Consider the following 20,901-nt stretch of genomic DNA (forward strand, 5'->3'; position numbering starts at 1 on the left):
CAAGTCGATTCATATTTCGGGGAATATTTGAAAAATATAAATCGACTTGATTGCTGATTTAAGATTTGGTGGTAAAGGAATATGGCTGTAACTCTGACAAAGACAATTTCTCCAAACACTTGGAAAATTGCATTTTTATTTGCTTTTTTAGCACTCCTCGTAGATGGCGCAGATTTAATGCTGCTTTCTTATAGCTTAAATAGTATCAAAGCCGAATTTGGTTTAAGTTCTGTTGAAGCTGGTATGCTCGGTAGCTTTACTCTTGCAGGTATGGCGATTGGTGGTATTTTTGGCGGATGGGCTTGTGACAAATTTGGTCGCGTGCGCATCGTGGTTATTTCTATTTTAACATTTTCCATTTTAACTTGTGGCTTAGGATTGACACATAGTTTTCTTGAATTTGGTATCTTACGATTTTTTGCCTCACTCGGTTTAGGTTCACTTTATATCGCCTGTAACACACTCATGGCAGAATATGTACCAACCAAATACCGCACAACAGTCTTGGGCACTTTACAGGCAGGTTGGACGGTTGGTTATATTGTCGCTACTTTACTTGCAGGATGGATTATCCCTGACCATGGTTGGCGTATGCTTTTTTATGTTGCAGCATTACCGATTATTATGGCTGTTTTAATGCACTTTTTAGTGCCAGAACCTGAAGCATGGCAAACATCTCGCACACTACAACCTTCTCAAGTTGAAAAACAACAAGATTCTGTATTTAAAACAATTTTCCAAGATAAACGTAACAGAAATATGTTTATTTTGTGGGCGTTAACCGCAGGATTTTTGCAGTTTGGCTATTATGGTGTCAACAACTGGATGCCTTCATACCTCGAAAGTGAATTGGGGATGAAATTCAAAGAAATGACTGCCTACATGGTGGGTACTTATACTGCAATGATTTTGGGTAAAGTACTGGCTGGCTTTATGGCTGATAAATTGGGGCGCCGTTTTACCTATGCATTTGGTGCAATCGGAACTGCAATCTTTTTACCGTTAATTGTGTTCTATAATACGCCAGAAAATATCTTGTATTTATTGGTTGTTTTTGGCTTCCTTTACGGGATCCCTTACGGTGTCAATGCTACCTATATGACAGAAAGTTTCCCAACTTCTATCCGTGGTACCGCAATTGGTGGTGCATACAACGTAGGACGTTTAGGTGCTGCAATTGCACCTGCGACAATTGGATTCTTAGCTTCAGGCGGATCAATCGGTCTTGGTTTCCTTGTAATGGGTGCTGCTTACTTTATTTGTGGTGTAATTCCTGCATTATTTATCAAAGAAAAAATGTACGATCCACAAAAAGCCGATTAATCGAATCGTGAATTAAATGCTGAATGAAGAGTCTCTATATGAGGCTCTTTTTTATGATTTATAGATTTTAACTATTATTTTAAAAATTACTTTATTTTGCTCTTTATAAAATCAAATGAAAAACAGCTATTCTATATCTTGAGTTAAAAACTTCAAATAACATCAGGCAAATTTAAGCTTTATTTTTTGTAGGAAAAAGATCGTAATATTTTGAGTAAATCTATTTGATTATATAAATAGATTTACTCAATACTGGATATTTAAGTTGGAAATTTTATGCCACATTTCAGACATTCAGCGACAAATAAATGTTTGGTTTCATAATGAATGAAATGATGCTGGCAGAATAATTGTTGAATTGATTTAAACATTACTCTCCCTCTACAGATCAAGATTAAAAAACCCGCCACACATGGACGGATTGAATTTGGTCTTTCCCAATGTCCATAAGTACCTGAGCAATTTAGGCAACTCATTACTTATTGCTGAGGTTATTTGGCACTCACAGCTAGCCATTATCCAAAAAATTAGCTAAGGCATGCATATTGGATAGAGAACAACCATAGCATAGATAAAAAATAAGTCAAATTTCAATAACTTAATATATTTCTATTTAAAATAGATAAAACTTTAAACTAAAAAAATTAGTTATCTTATCTCAGACTATTGCTTAAAAAATATACGTTAAAAATTAAAAGCCACTTTACTTTTAGCCATAAAGTTCTTTGAAGAAGATGTAAAGTTTAAAAAATATTTAAATCATGAAATAACATAATGGATCAATTATTTTGATCGATTTAAAATTAGAAGCTTTTAAATATAATTAATTATTCTCATACTTTATCAAATAAAAATTTATATGCTTATTCATGCTATATCTCATTAAAATAAGAATCACTAAATTGATTTATGCCGAACCAAACTATGATAAAAATATCAAGTTGAAATTAGGGTGTGTTGACATTTGCAGTATGGAACTTAACCTACAATGGTAACCAAATAAATATACAAGCAAGAGCGACAGCACTTTGATAATTACGCTTTAGCTTGTCATATCGAGTTGAAATTCCTCTAAATTGTTTTAACCTACAGAATGAATTCTCAACTAAGTGCCTGATTTTATAGATATGCCAATCCATATGATCATTGTTAGACTTAGTGTTTGATTTTCTAGGAATATTTGACTTAGTTTTTGTTTGCTCAATTTGAGTCCTGAAGTTGTCTGAGTCATAACCTTTATCAGCACATAATATTTCTGATTCAGTTAAATCTAATTTTGATACCAGATCAGGGGCTATCTTAATATCATGGGAAGTTCCATCTGAAATAATAAACTCAATGGGATTACCATTAGAATCAACTGCTAAATGTATTTTTGAACTATTACCACCGATACTTTTGGAAATATCTTGATTATTAATACCTGAAGAATGCTGGTGTGCCCGTACGTGGCTACCATCAATAAATATCCATTCTTTATCAGCATGTTTACTAAATAATTTAAAAATATTCATAAACTTATCATTTTTAGACCAACGATTGTATTTCTTAAAGATAGAGTTTGGCTTACCAAATTCTTGAGGTAAATCTCTCCAAGGACAACCTGTTCTGATACGAAATAGAATAGCTTCGATAAAATTTCTTAAATTTAGTTTGAGATAAATATTAAAGTGACGGAAAATAGAAAGTAACTTAGACCAGTGTTGATCATTCAGCATTGTACGAGGCATAGCGGGGGTAAAATTGGGTTTGGCGATTTAATTTTACTATCTCGCTATTTTTTTAGGCAACAAATGTCAACAGACCCTAATTTATAAGGAAATATTACATACTTAATATTGGAATTTAAAACTTTATTGTTAACATAATTTGCGTTAAAATACCGCTATGCAAAATAATATTCTGCATAAAAAATAAAATGCAGAGTACTATTTTAGACAAATTCTAGTTTTCATATAACTGAAATCATCCTATAAACTACATGAGATATTTCACTTATTTTTTAATTCATTTGCATCTTTGCAAATCACCAGACATGTATTGAATATTCCATATTCAAACATGTAATAGAGTGAAATTTATTTACTCTATTTATATGCAGAGTTTTACTCTTCATTTTTAATTTTTTAGGTAAAAAGAGCCCTTTCGAGGGCTCTTTTTAATAGAAAATGCAAATATAACATACTGTTTTTATTATTAAATTTTAAAAATAAATAAAGTAAATATTTTTAGACAATTCATTTCATTGCTCATCTTCATGAATCCTAATGATGAAATAAAATACATATAATTATAGAAATATTTTTTTAGCATAAAAAAAACCTGATCTTGGGGAAGATCAGGCTGTAAAACTGAAATCACACATTTATAACTTAGTGTGATTTAATATGGGATCAATTCTACCCCACTTTATGTTAAAAGTGTAGTATTTTTTGAAAAAAAATTAAAAAAATACTTATTTTTTAGAAGACTTTTTTGATCTCAGAAGATGCTCATAAGTTTTTTTAACTTTTTGATGAATAATAATATTTTATGTGTCACAGTTCACACTTTTTCTAAAATAATTTTAGGATAATTGGATAGAAATAATTGCATAGAAATGTTGCAACTTTTCAAAATGAAGTCCACTATAGATTTTAGAAATTTTGTTTTTGGATAAATCTTTTAGATTGAAATATTTGTACTTTTTTAAATGAGGAGCAATACGATGCTTACAAAATTTTTTATTCAATTTGCGGGAATTTTGGTTGCTGTACTTGTGTTAGGGTTTATTTTTTCAAATTTCATGATGCCAGCAAATCATGTTGAGTTCTGGATTTTGTCACTACTCCCAACTTTTGCAGTGCCAATTCTATGTGCTGTTCTATTTTATAAAGAACCGATCACACTTGATTTTTAATCTAAAATTCATCAAAAAAGCGCTCAAATCGAGCGCTTTTTTATTATTAGAAACTATTTAAAATAATTTAGCGGTAATTTCAAATAACGTATTCCATTCTCTTCTGGTGCAGGAAAATGTCCTGCATCCATATTGATTTGAATGGATGGCAAAATCAATTTCGGCATAGATAAAGTTGCATCTCGTTTTTCGCGCATTGCTATGAATTGAATTTTCTCAATGCCTTGATGGATATGAATATTACTTTGTTTTTGCGTCTTAATATCCGTCAAAAACTGATATTTTTCACGATGCTCTGGCAAATAATCGTGACACAAATACACTTTTGTATCATCTGAAAGTTCAAATAATTTTTGAACTGAATCATAAAGTTGACTCGCACTACCTTTTGGAAAATCACATCTCGCCGTACCATAATCAGGCATAAACAACGTATCCCCGACAAAAACAGCATTTGCGATCACATAGCTTAAACAAGCTGGCGTATGTCCTGGCGTAGGTATATTAAAGGCATCCAATTGGCCAATTTTAAATTGCTCCCCATCTTCAAATAGATAATCAAACGATTGATGTGAATTAAAATATTTACTATCTATATGATAAATTTGACTAAAAGTTTCTTGCACAATTGAGATCTTTTTACTCATAGCGACCTTACCACCCAACTCTCCTTTTAAGTATTGGGATGCAGTAAGATGGTCCGCATGAACATGTGTCTCTAAAATCCATTCAACAGTATAATTATTTTCAAGAATAAATGATTTAATCTGATCAGCATGTTCTGTTGAAGTTGTAGCTGATGCAGCATCATAATCCAAAACGCTATCAATAATTGCGCAGATATTTGTTGAAGGATCAACCACTACATAACTAAACGTATTACTATTCTCATCAAAAAACTCTTTGATCATTGCTTGATTAATCATAGGATTATGCCCCAAATATTTTCCGATGGATGAGTACTCCTGCCAACATTGCAATAATAAAATAGAGTGCTTGGTAATACCCTAAACCAATCAATGTAAATGCCGGAGCTGGACAAATACCAGCAATTCCCCAGCCTACACCAAAAATAAAAGCCCCTGTAATCAGTTTCTTATCAATTTCATTGTTATTTGGCAATTCGATTTTTTCATTGAAAATGGTTTTAGGTTTACGGATCGCTTTTTGAAAAGGGATAAATGCCACTAAGATTGCACCAATCATTACAAAAGCAAGACTAGGATCCCACTGACCAAATAAATCCAAAAAGCCAATCACTTTTCCTGGATTTGACATACCCGATATCATTAAACCGATAGAAAACAATCCACCAAAGATAAATGCAAATATATTTTTCATCCGTTTTCACCTATAAACCGAGCAAATGTTTTGTGATAAATACAGTGATAAATCCAGCAAGCATAAATGTCATTGTTGCTACAATTGATCTTTTTGAAAGCCGACTCATCCCACAAATACCATGCCCACTGGTACAGCCAGAACCTAAACGAGTACCAAAGCCAACAAGTAACCCTGCGATACTTAATGTTAATGGACTAGATAACATCTCGATTTTGGGTTGATTGAATATTCCATAATTAAATGGCACTACAATGAGCCCCAACATAAACCAAAGTGCTGGCGTTTTGAAAATCGTTTGAGGATTGAGTACTTGGGCGATCAAGCCACTAATTCCTGCGATTCTGCCATTTACAAAAAGGTAGCCTACGACAGCCAAACCTAATATTGCCCCTCCGAGCAAGGCATATAGTATGTCATTCATTGTGTAATCTCTATACAATATACTTATTAATAATATATAATATTTTTAATCATTCAACCATTTTTTTATTAGATAGATATCATGATTAAGCAAAATATTGAATTTGAAATAGATTTTTCAAAAATAGTTATAGTGTCTGATCTATTAAAACTCCTATCAAATCCCGATCGTTTGAAAATACTATGTATTTTGAAAGATGGGGAATTACATGTAAAAAATATTGAGCAGCAAACCCAAATTACTCAACCGACGTTATCACAGCAATTAACTATCTTGAGAAATGGAAATTTGCTAACAACACGCCGTGAAGGAAAGTTAATTTATTATTCAATTTTGGATCATAAAATATTGAATTTAATGCAATCTTTATATGAACTATATTGTAAAAATTAAGCCTTTTTGCAGACTTATTTAGATCCACTGTGAAAAAATCTAGCTATATTCAATCAATACTTTATCGACAAACCATTTAGGAAATTTTTCTACTGCTGGATTTATTTTCAAGATATCTGCATTTTCAATTTCTGCAATAAACGATGCACTTTGACCATCCGTTGAATTATCAAAAATATATGCACGATTTGATACTTCAATAGCTGACATAAGTAAATCTAAACTTCGATAATAACGTTCACGAATTTTCTGTTCAGGTACATTATGACCACCACTATTCACACGATAATTCACGCGTCCAATATTAATTAATGGGTCAACAGTAGCAACATAATACAGATAGGTTCTGAAACCATGTTCTCGAGCTTGCTTTAAAAATTCAATTTTACTCTCGTGTGACATCACTGTTTCAAATGTAAAACTAATTTTTAATCTTAAAAACTCAAATCGAATAAAATCAATAATTCTTGCAGCCAAATAAGAATCTATTTCCTGCTGTTCAAATCTAATCTTTGCATCATTTATGAGATCAGGCGAGCTATAAAGTAATGGAATAGTGTGGTTATTTTTTTTACGTTTTTTTTGATTTAAAAATTGAATTAAATCATTGGATGAAAGTTTAGGATGATAACTTTTTAAATCAACGATTTGTGTTTGTACCAGTACCTTTTCTAACTCATCAGCATTTAGATAAGCCCCTATTTGATGAGGTGGAAGGTATTCTTTTATAGTACTTTTACCAGATCCATTTGGTCCAGCAAACATTCGAATTCTAGGGATTGTCATTCCTTAAGCGAAAACCCCACGCTTCACTTTACGTTTTAAAACAGTATGTTTAAGCTCTGGAATGACATAAGCCTGACTGACATTTTTGAGTTCAATCATCTTACCATCTGCTTGTTTTTCTATTATTTTTTCTTTAGAAACAAATACAACAGGAATATCAGATGATACAGCATCTGCAAAAGCTTGGCGAAATGAATCAATTGCGAGTTTTGGAATAATAGCCTCATCACGCATATTTGTTTTCATCACAGTATAGGTTGTCATATAAACCTCTTTACCAAAACTTAATGGATTAAATATCTGATTTTTATCATAGCATAAGTACAAATTTTGTCTATTTTTTCATGATTACCCTCGCGTTATTTCTTGTTTCAGTATGACTTGCCTTTGTATATTTTATATGCATAATTAAATTAGAGTAATTACTCTAATTTTAAAAAAAAGAGGTGTGAGATGATTGGATCGAGAGAATGGATGAATATAAATGCAGGAAATCTTACATTTATTGAAAAAATTAAATTTATAAATCAAATAATTTTTCCAATAAGTTTGAGCTATGCTAAATCAAAAGTTAAGGCATCTGCCCCAAGCTCTCTCGATATAAAAACTGTGCAACTTCCCGATTCAAATATTATAAAAAATGCTATAGCGACATTAGAACATACTCAAAATACCGCGATTATCAATCATTCATGGCGCTGCTTGTTTTGGAGTATTGCGATCGCAGCGCATAAAAATTGGAAATATGATATTGAGGAATTGGCACTTGCTTGCCTGCTACACGATATTGCTTTGGTTGATCACAAAGATGAATTTTCAGGCTGCCAATGCTTTACTTATGAAAGTGCATTACGTGCTGAACAATTATGTGAAAAACATCAATATAACGAGATTAAAACAGCCAATATTTCAAATGCAATTTGCTTACATATGAATGGAATATTGAATGAAAAAGATAGCAACCTAACAAAAGAAGTTTTATTGCTACAGAAAGCAACTTCATGTGATGTGATCGGCACAGATTTAAATCTTATTGGTCAAAATTTTCAAAATCAACTTTTAAAACAATACCCCAGAGAAAATTTTAACTCACAATTTAAACAACTTATGCAGCATGAAATCACAAAACATCCAAATTCTAGAGCCGCAGTTTTACAGAAACTCGGTATGAACATCATGATTTCATTTTCTTTTTTTAAAGAATAAGCTTTCGGAGAATAAATAATGTATTTAGAAAAAATGATAAATTTCCAAAATAAGACGTCTATTTTAGTTGATATTTTCTATGATTCATCAAATAAAAATACCGTGATTCTTCTTCCAGCTTTGGGCGTAGCACTTAGTAAATATCAGAAATTAATAGAAATATTATGTGAAAATAAAATTAATATTATATGTGCAGACTAGCCAGGTTGTGGGCGAAATACTCCAAGTGTTTCTAAAACCTTTGACTATGGTTATCTCGATCTAATCAACGATTTTATTCCCTCTTTACATCAAATTGCGATAGAAAAAAACATGCCAAATCTCACAATTTTTGGTCATAGTTTGGGTGGTCATTTAGCCACTTTATATGCGCAGCAAAAAGTAATTAAAGTGATTGGCATTGCAACGGGTAATATTGGACTAAAATATTGGAATGCTCTGGGTAAAATAAATATTTTAAAAGTTGCCACAATCATCAATTTAATGATTTTAAAAGATGGTTATTTTGCTGGATATAAGATCGGTTTTGGTTATAAAGAAGCAAAAACACTGATGAGAGATTGGAGCAAAACAATTTTCACAGGAAACTATAAGCATATTCTTAAAATAGATTCCATTTCATCAAATCAAGCCTTATTTATATCACTCGAAAAAGATGATTTTGCACCTTTAAGCTCCACGCTAGGATTGAGTCAATATTTTAAAGATCCTCAAATATTAGCTTTAGATTTAAGTACTCAAATTGAAGGAAACCAACACAGTGCTTGGATCAAAAAGCCAAATGAAATAGTAGATAAAATCACTCATTGGCTTGATGATCAAAAATGAATACGATGCTGATTTTGTTCTACGATATTTAACCATGCACGTGTTGCTGGGCTCATCGCGACCGTCGTATTCCAAGCCATACTAAGTTTCCAATTTAAATTTGGCTGTTCAAGTTTTGAAATATTATATTTGTTTAAATCCAATTGCTCACAGTAGATTTGCGGCAACAATGCCACCCCCATATTTGATTCAATCATTTTTGCAATGAAATCCCATTGGCTACTTTTGCACACTACATTTGGCTCAAAACCGACAGAATTTGCAGCTTTTATAATCATATTATTCAATGTAAAAGTATCAGAAAAAAGTAAAAATGATTCCTCTTTTAATTCTATCATTGAAACGGTATCTCTATTTCGCCAATGCGATGCTTTAATTGAAAGTAAGCACATCGGAGAATCGACCACAGGAATGGATGAAAAAATAGGTCTTAAATTACCTAAAAGCACACCGACATCTATACTTTTATCAGCAATCGCTTCTTCGATACTATTTGCCCCAACTTCTAAAAAATTGAGTTGAATATCTGGATATTTTTTATGGAAAAGTGCAATAAGTGAACTAAATAAAACCGAACCTAAAGGTGGCAATCCTAAAGTCAGTTTACCTTTTTTTAATGATTGTACCTGAGCGATAGTTTCATAAATATCACGTTGCTCAGATAGCATCTTTAAAGCATGCTGATAAATAAGCTCGCCTGTATATGTAAGTGTAACTTCACGCTTTCTACCAGCCTCACCTTTTTTAAATAGCGCAGTGCCCAACTCCTCTTCCAAGCTATTGATTGATTTACTAATCGTAGGCTGAGTCATATACAAATGCTCAGCCGCTAGACTAAAACTTCGGCACTGAACAATTTCAACAAAGACTTTAAGGCTTCTTAAATCCACAATATTATTCCTATAAAGAATAATTTTAATTAAATTATTCATAATTTAACATAAATATCAGCATTAAAATAAGCTGTCTTCAAAATTAAGCTGTTGCAAAATGTCAGTTCCATTAAGTTATTCTTCAAAAGCTAATCAGATTGCTAGGATACTCATACAAGTCGGTCTACTAACATTATTCTGGTGGATCGGCTCAGTTTTACAGCAATTTTTTCACGCGCCAGTTTCTGGAGCTGTGATTGGTTTATTCATGGTTTTAATTGGATTATTAACAGGAATATTCAAGTTAGAATGGATTAAAACTGGATCAGATTTTATCTTGGGAGAGCTTGTCCTATTCTTTATCCCATGTATGGTAGGTTTGGTTAAATATAAAAATCTATTGGTTACAGAGGGTTGGGAACTCGTTCTATCCGTTGTGATTGGTACAATTTGTGTGATGGTTATCACTGCATTCAGCGTATATTTTGGTTTTAAAATCGAAGAAAAATTAAAAAATCTGCATCGCACTTCACATCATATTCATCAAGCTGGAGAATGATCATGGCTTGGCTCTCAATTTTATGTTTTATCGGTACTCTGCTTGCTTATTTTATGGCGAAAAGAATACATAAAAAATATCCATATTTATTGCTATCTCCCGCAATTTTATCATCAACTGTGTTGATTATTATCATGATAAGTGCACAAATTCCTTATGATACTTATATGCATGATAGTCAATGGATCGTTTGGATGTTAGGACCTGCAACCGTTGCTTTTGCTATCCCTATTTATGAATATCGTAGCATTATCAAAGAACATATCATTGCAATCAGCATGGGTATTTTTTTTGGTATGTTTGCTGGCATGCTCAGTTCATTTTATTTAGCAGAAATGTTTCATTTCGACAAATCAACAACTTATAGCCTCATGGCTCGCTCCATTTCCACACCATTTGCGATGGAGCTTACACAACATGTCGGCGGATCTGTAGATCTTGTGATTTTATTTACCATGATTACAGGCATTATCGGCATGGTTATTGGTGACGTAGTTTTAGGTGGAATACGTTTAAAATCACATTTTGCACTTGGCGCATCACTTGGCAATGCTGCGCATGGATTTGGTACGTCAAAAGCCTATAGTCGTCATCGTGAGGAAGGGGTTATTGCGAGTTTAACCATGGTTCTTGCTGGAATATTCATGGTACTTGTAGGACCTTTTATGGTACACATGATCGTTTTTACTTTGGCTTAATCTCTATTTTTAATAGATATTATTATATGAAAATGCAACAAATTCTCGCAATTTCATATAACGAATATTTTGAAAGAAAATTTCCCACTGCTCTATAAAAGTTTTAGACTTTTTAGATCGTTTATATCTCATTGGAAATATTGATGATCTATATTGCACTTGCCCTAATCGGTATTGTTTCTGGGATGATCAGTGGTGTAGTCGGCACAGGTTCATCGATTATATTATTGCCTATCTTGGCCTATATTTTTGGTGCAAAACTGGCTGTTCCTATTATGGCGATTGCCTCTATTATGGGAAATATTTCACGTGTTATCTTATGGCGAAAACAGCTCAATATTAAAGCCTTTTTACTGTTTACCAGTCTGGGAATACCTGCAACAGTACTCGGGGCTAAAACACTCTGGATAATGCCAGCCACACTTTCAAATATCTGTATTGGACTGTTTTTTTTAGTTTTAATACCGATCCGCAGATATACTAAACGCCATCAGTTAACAATCAAAAACTGGCAGATGGTCATCATTGGCGGTATTTTAGGCTATATCACAGGTGTAGTTTTTTCAACAGGTCCACTGCTTTTACCTGTATTTAGTGGTTTTGGACTTACTAAAGGTGCTTTATTAGCGACGGAAGCAGCTGCTTCATTTGCGATATATTTCACGAAAAGTTTAACATTTGGTGCGCTAGGCGTTTTACAAAAAGATATATTAATTGCTGGTGTAGCAGTTGGTTGCTCACTCATGGTGGGTAATTATTTAGGTAAATCATTTGTGCTTAAAATGTCTGAAAAAACATTTAATCTAGCAATTGATGCGATGTTACTTTTAGCAGGATGCTCGATGCTTTGGGAAGCATATTTCCATTAAAATCTCAGGAAATGCAGTAAAAAAGAGATAGGGAAATATGCTAAAAAACTGAATGTACCTACTCTATTTTATATTATATAGAAACCCAATATAATAAAACTTAAAAGACTCGTTGTTTCAATTATTTCAATAGCTGCACCTATGGTATCACCGGTTACACCACCAATCCTTTGTATAAATTTATGACGCAAAAATAACATGACTACGCACATGATAATGATCGTAATTATCCCTTGCCATAAAAAATATATACCGCAACTTAATCCTATGATCAAAACAGCAGTAGCCATCTTTTTTGGAATATATTTGGCAATAGATGAACCTAAACCTTTTTCACGAACATATTGAGTGGTTAAGAATAGAAATAATGGAACAAGACGTCCAAAAATCGGAAAAATAAGCAATGCAATATATTGTTTTTGTGATAATAATACATAAATTGCAGACCATTTGAGTACACAATTTATAATTAAACTCAATACTCCGATAGGTCCACACGCGGGATCTTTCATAATCGTAAGCGTACGTTCACGATCACCAAAGCCTCCAACCCAAGCATCAGCAGTATCAGCCAGACCATCGAGATGTAAGCCACCTGTAAGCCAAATCCAAACAACTAAAACGATAGATGAAAGTAAAATAATCGGTAAGGCTTGAAGTGAAAAAGCAATCGCAAATAATATTCCACCAATCAATAAACCAATAAAGGGGTAAAACAACAAAGACTGCGCATTTTGTTGTTTTGTCGGCATGGATTTAAGTTGAATTGGAAATGTTGTCAAAAACTGTAATGCAATGAGAAAAGGTGTCATTTTACAGTTTCCTCAGTGAGTTTTAACTCTAGATTTTCTGTTAAATATAACGTATTCAGTTGAGCTAATTCCGCACCCATCTTTAAAATATCATCTAGTGGTTTTTGCATTGCTAAACATTTTAAAAGCTTAATTACACCACCATGCGTCACAATCAATACTTGATTCGCATTGTATTTCGTTGCAACAATTTGAATTTCTTTTAAAGCGCTTAAGATACGATCGCGAAAATCAAATAATGATTCACCTTTTGGCGGAGTGAAACGTGTTGGAAACTGCCAAAAATTGGCTAAAAGTTCAGGTGAATGTTGATAAATCTCAGCTATCGCTATCCCTTCCCATTCACCAAAATGCATCTCTTTAAGATTGACATTTTGATAGATGGGTAAATGATATTGATCTGCTATCTGCTGTGCAAATGCATTGCAACGTTGTAAAGGTGATGTAAAAATCACATTCCATTGCACAGGATTTTGAATTGACTGTTCTAAGGCAATATGCATTTGTTTTTTGCCCAGCTCAGTCAACGCATCATCAGTCGAACCACGTAAAGTGTGACCTAATTGAGTTTCTCCATGACGTAGCAGATCAATTCGAAGTAGCATCTAACTTAATACCCCGTGATATTTAAACTTTTTCACCAATCACCGCAGCCTCAGCAAAGGTTGCCATATTATTGTGTAAACTGCAGGCTAAGCTAATAACACCAAGCGCAGCACCTGCGCCACTTCCCTCACCTAAGCGCATGTTTAATTTCAAAATAGCTTCAGCACCAAGTGCTTCCAATAGTCGCACATGACCATATTCAGCTGATTGGTGTCCAAATAACATCCATTGACGAACTTCTGGATTGAGTCTAGTCGCAACCAAAGCAGAGACTGAACTAATAAAGCCATCAACGACCATCGGCATGCCTAACTGCGCGCAGCGGATATAAGCACCTGTCATCGCTGCGATTTCTAAACCGCCAACGGCACAAAGTGCTTTAAATGCATCATCTTTCACATATTCAGAATGTAATTGAATAGCATTATTTATGATATTTTTCTTGTGATTTAATTGCTCAGCACGAATACCCGTACCAACACCTGTCAACTTTTCAGCATTTTCATTTAATAGAAAACAAGCAACCGCAGAAGCTGAACAGGTATTGCCGATCCCCATTTCACCCGCAACAAAAATTGAAGCATGATCGGAAAATGCTTTCTCAACACTCTCTTTACCTAGTGCTAAAGCGGCAAGACATTGCTCCTCATTCATCGCTAGCATTTTGGCAAAGTTATGCGTACCTGGCATAATACAATGACGTTCTACACCTTGATAATCATAAATATCACCCACAGAACCACAATCCACGACTTGTAAAGTTGCGCCATATTGCTTGGCAATTACACTAATACAAGCACCGCCTGTGGCAAAATTTTGCAGCATTTGTCGAGTAACCGCTTGAGGATATGCGGAGATATTTTCTTCCATTACGCCATGATCGCCTGCAAAAATACTGATCCAAGGATGGGGTATCTCTGGTCTTGCTGTACCTTGCAAACTCGCTAAAAGCACCGCGATATTTTCTAACTCTGATAAAGATCCTGTTGGTTTTGTTAACTGTAATTGTCGTGCTTCAGCCTGCGCCTTTGCATTTTCATCTACAGCTTTACATTTTTCCAAGAACCAACTCATGCTTTTTCACCTTTTAAAACCATTGGAAAACCTGCCACACAGAATGTGACTTTATCTGCTATTTGACCTAATTGTTGGTGTAATCGTCCAGATTCATCAACAAATTTTCGACTGATTTGTCCCATAGGGACCACGCCGAGCCCCGTTTCATTACTCACTAAAATAATTTCAGATTTAAGTATTTTTAGTGTGCCTAATAGTTTTTCACATTCAACTTGCTGTAATTCTTGGCGTGTATCGAGTAGAAGATTACTCATCCAAAGTGTTAAACAATCCACTAAGATCAAGTGATTTTCACGATCTATTTCAATCAATTTTTCCGCTAAATAAAGTGGCTCTTCAATCAATGTCCAATGATCAGAGCGTTGTAATTGATGATGCTCGACACGAACTTGCATTTCATCATCCAAAACTTGTGCTGTCGCGATATAGCTCACATCAAGATTTGAATCTTTGGCGATCGTTTCAGCTAAACGACTTTTGCCAGAACGTGCTCCACCTAATATCAGTTGAATCATGCAACACCTAATTGAATATGGTCTTTTGGAAATAATGGCCCTTGCAAGGTATTTGCCTGATAGGTACCAAATATTATTTCATTAATTTCTACACTAAAATTGATATTTTCAACTTGTTCAATACGCTTAAGTACAACATCACTTTCTGTATCAGAATGATACAACCCAAGTGTAATATGCGGACAATAGTTCAAAGCGGCAATTTCATTTGCATCTTCAATCAATATTTCACGTATTTTATTTAGAGATCCTGATGGATCTTCAACCTCAACAAAAAGTGCACTACTAAAACTATTCACTTGCTTGATTTTTAATTTAAATGAAGTTAGAGCAGAATTTTGGAGTTTGAATCTTTGTTGTTGTAATTGCTTTTGTTCAAAATCATCATCAAAAAACTTAGCCCCATCTGTTAAAAAACCACAGATAAATAGACTAATATGAAACTGTCGAGTATTGGGTTGATAAAGCAGATCTGAAAATAAATTTCTAAGATGATTCAAATGATTAATCAAATGAATATTATCAATTTCTATATACCATAATGCAAAATTATTTCTGCCATGATGCCACTCTGGATAGTCACGAGCTGTAGTTGCAATAACGTTGCTTGCAGGTTGTAAAAACACAGTTTATTTCACATAAAATCAGTAAGTCTATTTAAGCATGCTTTGAAAATTTTTAATCTAGTTATTGTCGTGATTTTATACAATCCTATCATGAAAATTATTCATGATAGGATTTTTTGATATATAGGGTCTGTTGACATTTTAATCTTATATTTTATTGAATGTTATAGCATTGCTTCAATTTCAAATAATCATAATAAAAACTATTGGTTTTGTAACGTGCATAATCACATTCAGTTTTAAATGCAGATTCTTTCTCGTTATAAAGCATTTTGACTAAAGTTTGTCCTTGATTGTTTTGATACACATCCCACTGTAAATTGGCTGCCATTGGAGAAATAACTTCGCCACGCCATGAACTCAAATCATAATTATAGGTTTGATTGAGTGCTAAAGATTTCATCATGCCTTTTAATTCTAGACTTGTCGCCAATGGAATAATAATTTCAGCATGGCTAAAACGTAAAACAGCAGCATTTTTTTGAGTTTTATTGATCACAGCATCTATTTGGCTAAATAAATCCTGTTTCAGACCTTGCGCCATATCTGTAGTGTATGACTTTCCACCTTCAAAACTTGGACCTTTGCTATAAAAATCACTGGCATCATTATATTCAGCATAAAATTTTGCAGCCTCTAAAGGCATGTATTTTTTAAAATCTGTAGTACCTAATTCTTCCTTCAAACCACCAGAAATAGAATACAATTCATATAAATATGCGGCAGCATCTACTGCACTCGCAATACTATTCTTACCCTTACCTTTTTCTGTCAATGTTTCGCCATTTGGAGCTGTGACACTAAACGAGCCACTATTGCTAAATACATAATTTTCTTGACCAATTTTTTTGATAAATTCAGCTTTAAACAAGGGTTCTAAAACTTGATTTGCAATAGTTTGGGCTTTTGTTGCTGAATTTAATTCAGCCAATTTTTCTTTTAAATTCGTGTTATTTTCTTCAAAATCTTGATAATTCAAACTGGCATTATAGACTTGCTTTTGTAATTCCGTTTGCGCATTTTTCAAATCATCAGCTGAAGTTAAGCTATGGAAATATAATAAAAATCTATTTACTCCTCCATCAGCTATGCTCGGTACAGATGAACTACTCAAACTTTGATAACTTACAGGGAGAACAGCATTTTTTAAATTTGGTTGCTGTTTTAAAAGCTCATCGGTAAAAAATTTTGCACTGTCTACTGCACGATCAACACCTGAACTTAAAACTTGTACGGTTTGCCCTTTATTTGAAGTTTCATTAAATAAAGTAGGTAAACGTTGCAATAAACGGTCGGCGATACCGCGATGTTCTTTGATCCCGACAGCAGATTCATTGCCATATCCAAACTGACGAATGCCATCAACGCCGTAGCCAAGCAAAATATTGGCTTTCATCATGGCTTCCAAATCAGGACCTAGTTGCTCGCCTAAACTAGTCAACGCATTTTCAGCCTTGGCTTTTTGCCACAGGTTATACAATGCTAAATCATATTTGATGCTCGATAAACCGCGTGAGCCGTGACGCGCGACCAACTCCGTAAAAACTGGACTATAACCTGTGGGCGCGACTTCATAACTGATTAATTTTTGCTGTGGTGCATAAGGTGTTTTTGTTTGAAAATACAAAGAGCTATCTACTTCTGGCGTCGATGGATGAACTATCGAAGCAGAATCAGAGCTATCATTACAGCCGATCAATAAAGTTGTGGAGCCCAGAACACAAGAAAATAATAGTTTTTGAATAGACATCGTAAAATCATCAGTTTTAAAAACAGTGACATTACTGCGCTCTTGTTACATTTTAATTAAAAAACAAGTATTTGAATAAACTGTCGTTAAATTGCAATGAATAAAAGCTAAGACTTATTTTTCAATATAACCCTATAAGATTTCTTTCTTAAATCGAAAATATATAATCATCTATCATTTTATAAAATTAAAAACTCATTACCATTTGGAAGCAGGAACATTATTGTCCTGCTAAAAAATGAGGAAATCATCGATATATTTTCTCATTATGTCAAAATAAATACACACATTGTAATGACAGTCAGTATACAAATTCATTACTTTAAGTTTTGCATAATTTCATGATCAGATTGAAAAACCTGATAAGTCAAACGTTTATCATTATCTTCAGGCAGTGGTTCAACTTCGACTAGCGTTTTAATACTACGTTCAGCAAGTCTTATATATTCTTCAGTTCCGTAGCGTTTCCACTGTATTTCTTGTTCTTTTAGTTCACGAACGACACGAGCTGGACTTCCGAGTACTAATACATTGGCAGGAATTTCTGCTTTAGCTTTCACCGTGCTATTTGCACCAACAATAGTATTTTCAGCAATAATTGCTTCATCTAAAATGACACTATTCATGCCTACAAGGACATTTTTACCAATTTTGCAACCATGTAAAATCGCACCATGACCGATATGTCCATACTCTTCAATTAATGTGATACTCCCACCAAATCCATGAATGGTACAAGAGTCTTGCACATTGGCATTTTTTTGCACATGGATTCGACCAAAATCAGCACGTAAAGATGCAAATGGTCCAATGTATACGCCTTCTTCTAGGATCACATCACCAATCAAAACAGCTGTTGGATGCACATAAGCTTTAGGATGAACAACTGGAATCACTCCATCAATCGAATAACATGGCATTTCACTTAATCCTTCAAGTTTTCTATTGTTAAATTAACTATATATTTTACGGTAAAGTAACAATAACTCTAACTAAGCCATAGACAATACTTCAGTTTTTAAACCACCAAATCGCTTATAAAACTGCGGAGTTGCTTGTGGCATTTTCCCTTCTGCAGTGCGGGCAATTTCCGTAAAATATTCTTCAGATGCACTAAACAGCAAGTGATATAAGTTATTACATAAATTCTGAGCAACCAATGCAGACCAATCTGTAGGCAAAAGCTCATAAGGTAAATCTGGATCTTTTAACAAAATACGACGGTATTGGTGAATTAATAAAGTACGAATTTGAAAGGCTTGCATTGGATCTATTTCACTTTCATTTTCCAGTAAAATAAATATTTCTCTAAAGTCTTGCGTAAATTTTTCGTATTTGTTTTTAAGCTCAAGTACAGGCCAATTGGTTTCGACCATTTTTTTAACTGTAGGATAAGATTCTTTCCAAAGATCTAAAGTTTCAGCTTTAAATAAAACAACTTGATCTAACATATTTAAATTTAAGATTAAATTTTGTAGTTTTTGTTGATCACAACCCGGATATGCCATGACATTTGTCGCAATATTTGCAAATCCAAGCCATTCCAGTTCCTTTTTTAATGTCGCCTTAGCATCCAATTCAACTGAACTGAGTAAGACTAAATCCCATTTCTGGTCCCATTCTGGATGAATAATATTATAAATTTTTTGATCTGCATTGATAAATCTTTGTCGACTACTTTCGGTAATTTTATAGTAACTTGTACGCCCAATTTTCTCAGAGATTAACCACCCATTTTGCACTAAACGAAATACTGCGGTACGCACTGATCGTTCAGTCAACCCCAAAACATCCATAAGTTGAATGAGACTGGCCAGACTAATACTACCACCACGATGGAAAATACTATCTCCCATTACGGTCATAATCAGTGAGGTTCCGCTTAAGGCTTCATGACGAATGAAATCATCTATACTTTGTTTTATTTTTGCATTCATCACGTTATTTATCACCTTAACTCAAGTCTAGAGCAGTTTAATTTAAAACCGCCCTATTCACATAACATTTTAATAAAATCATGCTGATTTTCGAATATCAACGACACGCTGCGCTTTGCCTTCAGAACGAGGTAAAGTCCCTTCAGTGAGCACTTCAACCGTCACACTAATGCCGACCATAGTCTTGATTTTGGCTTTCAATTGTTGTGCCAGCTGCGTTGCCATAACATCACTATTATGTTTACGCATTTCTGTACGAATATGCAATGTATCCATATGACCTTTTTTACAGATCTGAATTTGATAATTTGCAATCAACTCTGGAATATGCAAAATCTGCTCTTCGATTTGTGATGGAAAAACATTTACGCCACGGATGATCATCATATCATCACTACGACCTACAATTTTGTCCATTCGACGCATTGTACGCGCTGTACCCGGTAATAAACGTGTCAAATCACGTGTACGATAACGGATTACTGGCATGCCTTCTTTGGTAATCGTAGTGAATACTAGCTCACCTAGCTCACCATCAGCCAAAACTTCGCCTGTTTCAGGATTGATAATTTCAGGATAGAAATGATCTTCCCAAATCGTAGGTCCATCTTTGCTTTCAAGACATTCCATCGCAACACCGGGTCCCATGACTTCAGATAAACCATAGATATCAAGTGCATCAATGCCCATGCGTGTTTCGATTTCTCGACGTAATTCATTTGTCCATGGTTCTGCACCAAATACACCCACTTTCAATGTGCATTTTGCAGTACCAAATTTCTCTTCCAATGCTTCAATAATATTTAAGCAATATGAAGGTGTTACCATCAAAGCAGTCGGCTTGAAGTCATGAATAAGCTGTGCTTGACGATCAGTTTGCCCACCTGACATCGGAATAACTGTCGCGCCTAAACGTTCAACACCATAATGTGCGCCTAGACCACCAGTAAATAAGCCATAGCCATAAGAAACTTGGATGGTATCTTTATTGCTTAGACCTGCAGCACGTAGTGAACGGGCAACTGCATCTGACCAAGTGCTGATATCTTTTTGCGTATAACCGACTACTGTTGGTTGACCTGTCGTACCTGAAGAAGCATGCACACGTACAATCTGCTCTTGTGGAACGGCAAACATGCCAAAAGGATAGTTATCACGTAAATCTGATTTCGTAGTAAATGGAAATTTAGCCAAATCTTCAAGTGATTTTAAATCATCAGGATGTACGCCTGCTTCATCAAATTTACGACGATAGACTGAGCTATTTTGATACGCATGATGTAGTGTTTTCTTCATACGTTCAAGCTGTACACTTCTTAGTTCATCAATGGATGCTTTTTCCAAATGATCGAGTGCATTGTTATTCATTTTGAATCTCCT

24 protein-coding genes are annotated in these 20,901 nt (G+C 34.1%); 8 read left to right on the top strand and 16 right to left on the bottom strand.

Translation table 11 applies throughout. The annotated features are described in order from the left end of the window. The first annotated feature begins 81 nt into the window (after window positions 1–81). Window positions 82–1,323, top strand: coding sequence for an MFS transporter (locus tag F960_RS12360; protein WP_004865613.1), 1,242 nt, complete (start codon window positions 82–84; stop codon window positions 1,321–1,323). 983 nt (window positions 1,324–2,306) lie between these two features. Here F960_RS12360 and F960_RS12365 read toward each other — a convergent pair. Beyond that, window positions 2,307–3,053: an IS5 family transposase gene (locus F960_RS12365; protein WP_004855273.1), complete on the bottom strand. Its 747-nt coding sequence runs from the start codon at window positions 3,051–3,053 to the stop codon at window positions 2,307–2,309. A gap of 977 nt (window positions 3,054–4,030) precedes the next feature. On the opposite strand from F960_RS12365, the gene F960_RS12370 reads away from it, so the two are divergent. Next, window positions 4,031–4,222, top strand: coding sequence for a hypothetical protein (locus F960_RS12370; protein ID WP_004865614.1), 192 nt, complete (start codon window positions 4,031–4,033; stop codon window positions 4,220–4,222). A gap of 53 nt (window positions 4,223–4,275) precedes the next feature. On the opposite strand, the gene F960_RS12375 is transcribed toward F960_RS12370, so the two are convergent. From F960_RS12375 to F960_RS12385, 3 genes are read right to left on the bottom strand one after another with little or no spacing between them, the layout of a single operon-like run. Continuing rightward, window positions 4,276–5,148, bottom strand: coding sequence for an MBL fold metallo-hydrolase (locus tag F960_RS12375; RefSeq protein WP_004865617.1), 873 nt, complete (start codon window positions 5,146–5,148; stop codon window positions 4,276–4,278). 4 nt (window positions 5,149–5,152) lie between these two features. Continuing rightward, on the bottom strand, window positions 5,153–5,563 hold the full coding sequence (locus F960_RS12380) for a DUF6691 family protein (protein WP_004865618.1): 411 nt from the start codon (window positions 5,561–5,563) through the stop codon (window positions 5,153–5,155). Window positions 5,564–5,573: 10 nt separating this feature from the next. Further along, a complete protein-coding gene (locus F960_RS12385) occupies window positions 5,574–5,987 on the bottom strand; it encodes a YeeE/YedE family protein (RefSeq protein ID WP_004865619.1) in 414 nt (137 codons plus the stop codon). A gap of 81 nt (window positions 5,988–6,068) precedes the next feature. Between F960_RS12385 and F960_RS12390 the strand changes: the two genes are divergently transcribed. Beyond that, a complete protein-coding gene (locus F960_RS12390) occupies window positions 6,069–6,380 on the top strand; it encodes an ArsR/SmtB family transcription factor (RefSeq protein ID WP_004865620.1) in 312 nt (103 codons plus the stop codon). Between the two features lie 39 nt (window positions 6,381–6,419). On the opposite strand, the gene F960_RS12395 is transcribed toward F960_RS12390, so the two are convergent. Beyond that, a complete protein-coding gene (locus tag F960_RS12395; protein WP_035373681.1) occupies window positions 6,420–7,166 on the bottom strand; it encodes an ATPase in 747 nt (248 codons plus the stop codon). Window positions 7,167–7,169: 3 nt separating this feature from the next. After that, window positions 7,170–7,430, bottom strand: a complete 261-nt coding sequence (locus F960_RS12400) for a hypothetical protein (RefSeq protein ID WP_004865625.1) — start codon at window positions 7,428–7,430, stop codon at window positions 7,170–7,172. Between the two features lie 189 nt (window positions 7,431–7,619). On the opposite strand from F960_RS12400, the gene F960_RS12405 reads away from it, so the two are divergent. Both F960_RS12405 and F960_RS22990 read left to right on the top strand, forming a co-directional pair. Beyond that, window positions 7,620–8,372: an HD domain-containing protein gene (locus F960_RS12405; protein WP_004865626.1), complete on the top strand. Its 753-nt coding sequence runs from the start codon at window positions 7,620–7,622 to the stop codon at window positions 8,370–8,372. Between the two features lie 312 nt (window positions 8,373–8,684). Further along, a complete protein-coding gene (locus F960_RS22990) occupies window positions 8,685–9,200 on the top strand; it encodes a hypothetical protein (RefSeq protein WP_004865629.1) in 516 nt (171 codons plus the stop codon). Here the strand turns inward: F960_RS22990 and F960_RS12415 are convergent. Continuing rightward, window positions 9,191–10,090, bottom strand: coding sequence for a LysR family transcriptional regulator (locus F960_RS12415; RefSeq protein WP_004865631.1), 900 nt, complete (start codon window positions 10,088–10,090; stop codon window positions 9,191–9,193). The genes F960_RS22990 and F960_RS12415 overlap by 10 nt on opposite strands. A 100-nt stretch (window positions 10,091–10,190) precedes the next feature. Between F960_RS12415 and F960_RS12420 the strand changes: the two genes are divergently transcribed. From F960_RS12420 to F960_RS12430, 3 genes are all read left to right on the top strand, one after another. Next, window positions 10,191–10,631, top strand: a complete 441-nt coding sequence (locus tag F960_RS12420; RefSeq protein WP_004865634.1) for a CidA/LrgA family protein — start codon at window positions 10,191–10,193, stop codon at window positions 10,629–10,631. A 2-nt stretch (window positions 10,632–10,633) separates the two neighbouring features. Then, on the top strand, window positions 10,634–11,329 hold the full coding sequence (locus F960_RS12425) for an LrgB family protein (protein WP_004865636.1): 696 nt from the start codon (window positions 10,634–10,636) through the stop codon (window positions 11,327–11,329). 143 nt (window positions 11,330–11,472) lie between these two features. After that, window positions 11,473–12,198 carry a sulfite exporter TauE/SafE family protein gene (locus F960_RS12430; protein WP_004865638.1) on the top strand — a complete coding sequence of 242 codons (726 nt, stop codon included), beginning with the start codon at window positions 11,473–11,475 and terminating at the stop codon, window positions 12,196–12,198. Window positions 12,199–12,266: 68 nt separating this feature from the next. Here the strand turns inward: F960_RS12430 and F960_RS12435 are convergent, their stop codons facing one another. The 9 genes from F960_RS12435 to paaK form a co-directional block, all read right to left on the bottom strand. Then, complete coding sequence (locus F960_RS12435) at window positions 12,267–13,010, bottom strand: adenosylcobinamide-GDP ribazoletransferase (protein ID WP_004865639.1); 744 nt, start codon at window positions 13,008–13,010, stop codon at window positions 12,267–12,269. Continuing rightward, window positions 13,007–13,615 (bottom strand): histidine phosphatase family protein, encoded by a 609-nt coding sequence (locus tag F960_RS12440; RefSeq protein WP_004865641.1) that lies wholly within the window; start codon window positions 13,613–13,615, stop codon window positions 13,007–13,009. The genes F960_RS12435 and F960_RS12440 overlap by 4 nt, the downstream gene beginning before the upstream one ends. 22 nt (window positions 13,616–13,637) lie before the next feature. Then, window positions 13,638–14,690 (bottom strand): nicotinate-nucleotide--dimethylbenzimidazole phosphoribosyltransferase, encoded by a 1,053-nt coding sequence (gene cobT, locus F960_RS12445; RefSeq protein WP_004865642.1) that lies wholly within the window; start codon window positions 14,688–14,690, stop codon window positions 13,638–13,640. Next, window positions 14,687–15,208 (bottom strand): bifunctional adenosylcobinamide kinase/adenosylcobinamide-phosphate guanylyltransferase, encoded by a 522-nt coding sequence (gene cobU / locus F960_RS12450; RefSeq protein WP_004865644.1) that lies wholly within the window; start codon window positions 15,206–15,208, stop codon window positions 14,687–14,689. The genes cobT and cobU overlap by 4 nt, the downstream gene beginning before the upstream one ends. Next, a complete protein-coding gene (locus F960_RS12455; RefSeq protein WP_004865645.1) occupies window positions 15,205–15,834 on the bottom strand; it encodes a 2'-5' RNA ligase family protein in 630 nt (209 codons plus the stop codon). The genes cobU and F960_RS12455 overlap by 4 nt, the downstream gene beginning before the upstream one ends. Before the next feature lie 154 nt (window positions 15,835–15,988). Continuing rightward, window positions 15,989–17,584 (bottom strand): histidine-type phosphatase, encoded by a 1,596-nt coding sequence (locus tag F960_RS12460; protein ID WP_004865647.1) that lies wholly within the window; start codon window positions 17,582–17,584, stop codon window positions 15,989–15,991. Between the two features lie 317 nt (window positions 17,585–17,901). Then, window positions 17,902–18,504 (bottom strand): hypothetical protein, encoded by a 603-nt coding sequence (locus F960_RS12465; protein ID WP_004865649.1) that lies wholly within the window; start codon window positions 18,502–18,504, stop codon window positions 17,902–17,904. 72 nt (window positions 18,505–18,576) lie between these two features. Further along, entirely contained in the window at window positions 18,577–19,521 is a 945-nt protein-coding gene (gene paaX, locus F960_RS12470) for a phenylacetic acid degradation operon negative regulatory protein PaaX (RefSeq protein ID WP_020846889.1), read from the bottom strand. A gap of 78 nt (window positions 19,522–19,599) precedes the next feature. Beyond that, on the bottom strand, window positions 19,600–20,889 hold the full coding sequence (gene paaK / locus F960_RS12475) for a phenylacetate--CoA ligase PaaK (protein WP_004865655.1): 1,290 nt from the start codon (window positions 20,887–20,889) through the stop codon (window positions 19,600–19,602). Window positions 20,890–20,901 lie beyond the last annotated feature (12 nt).

This window comes from Acinetobacter gerneri DSM 14967 = CIP 107464 = MTCC 9824 (genome assembly GCF_000368565.1).
In the GTDB taxonomy this organism is placed as follows: domain Bacteria; phylum Pseudomonadota; class Gammaproteobacteria; order Pseudomonadales; family Moraxellaceae; genus Acinetobacter; species Acinetobacter gerneri.

Bases quoted from the DNA above. Each gene is read 5' to 3' on its own strand.
- F960_RS12435 (WP_004865639.1), bottom strand. From the start codon at position 13,010: ATGACACCTTTTCTCATTGCATTACAGTTTTTGACAACATTTCCAATT.
- F960_RS12370 (WP_004865614.1), top strand. From the start codon at position 4,031: ATGCTTACAAAATTTTTTATTCAATTTGCGGGAATTTTGGTTGCTGTA.
- F960_RS12360 (WP_004865613.1), top strand. From the start codon at position 82: ATGGCTGTAACTCTGACAAAGACAATTTCTCCAAACACTTGGAAAATT.
- F960_RS12365 (WP_004855273.1), bottom strand. From the start codon at position 3,053: ATGCCTCGTACAATGCTGAATGATCAACACTGGTCTAAGTTACTTTCT.
- cobT (WP_004865642.1), bottom strand. From the start codon at position 14,690: ATGAGTTGGTTCTTGGAAAAATGTAAAGCTGTAGATGAAAATGCAAAG.
- F960_RS12430 (WP_004865638.1), top strand. From the start codon at position 11,473: ATGATCTATATTGCACTTGCCCTAATCGGTATTGTTTCTGGGATGATC.
- F960_RS12400 (WP_004865625.1), bottom strand. From the start codon at position 7,430: ATGACAACCTATACTGTGATGAAAACAAATATGCGTGATGAGGCTATT.
- F960_RS12390 (WP_004865620.1), top strand. From the start codon at position 6,069: ATGATTAAGCAAAATATTGAATTTGAAATAGATTTTTCAAAAATAGTT.
- F960_RS12385 (WP_004865619.1), bottom strand. From the start codon at position 5,987: ATGAATGACATACTATATGCCTTGCTCGGAGGGGCAATATTAGGTTTG.
- F960_RS12440 (WP_004865641.1), bottom strand. From the start codon at position 13,615: ATGCTACTTCGAATTGATCTGCTACGTCATGGAGAAACTCAATTAGGT.
- F960_RS12465 (WP_004865649.1), bottom strand. From the start codon at position 18,504: ATGCCATGTTATTCGATTGATGGAGTGATTCCAGTTGTTCATCCTAAA.
- F960_RS12420 (WP_004865634.1), top strand. From the start codon at position 10,191: ATGTCAGTTCCATTAAGTTATTCTTCAAAAGCTAATCAGATTGCTAGG.
- F960_RS12380 (WP_004865618.1), bottom strand. From the start codon at position 5,563: ATGAAAAATATATTTGCATTTATCTTTGGTGGATTGTTTTCTATCGGT.
- F960_RS12405 (WP_004865626.1), top strand. From the start codon at position 7,620: ATGATTGGATCGAGAGAATGGATGAATATAAATGCAGGAAATCTTACA.
- paaK (WP_004865655.1), bottom strand. From the start codon at position 20,889: ATGAATAACAATGCACTCGATCATTTGGAAAAAGCATCCATTGATGAA.
- F960_RS12375 (WP_004865617.1), bottom strand. From the start codon at position 5,148: ATGATTAATCAAGCAATGATCAAAGAGTTTTTTGATGAGAATAGTAAT.
- cobU (WP_004865644.1), bottom strand. From the start codon at position 15,208: ATGATTCAACTGATATTAGGTGGAGCACGTTCTGGCAAAAGTCGTTTA.
- F960_RS12425 (WP_004865636.1), top strand. From the start codon at position 10,634: ATGGCTTGGCTCTCAATTTTATGTTTTATCGGTACTCTGCTTGCTTAT.
- F960_RS12395 (WP_035373681.1), bottom strand. From the start codon at position 7,166: ATGACAATCCCTAGAATTCGAATGTTTGCTGGACCAAATGGATCTGGT.
- paaX (WP_020846889.1), bottom strand. From the start codon at position 19,521: ATGAATGCAAAAATAAAACAAAGTATAGATGATTTCATTCGTCATGAA.
- F960_RS12460 (WP_004865647.1), bottom strand. From the start codon at position 17,584: ATGTCTATTCAAAAACTATTATTTTCTTGTGTTCTGGGCTCCACAACT.
- F960_RS22990 (WP_004865629.1), top strand. From the start codon at position 8,685: ATGCCAAATCTCACAATTTTTGGTCATAGTTTGGGTGGTCATTTAGCC.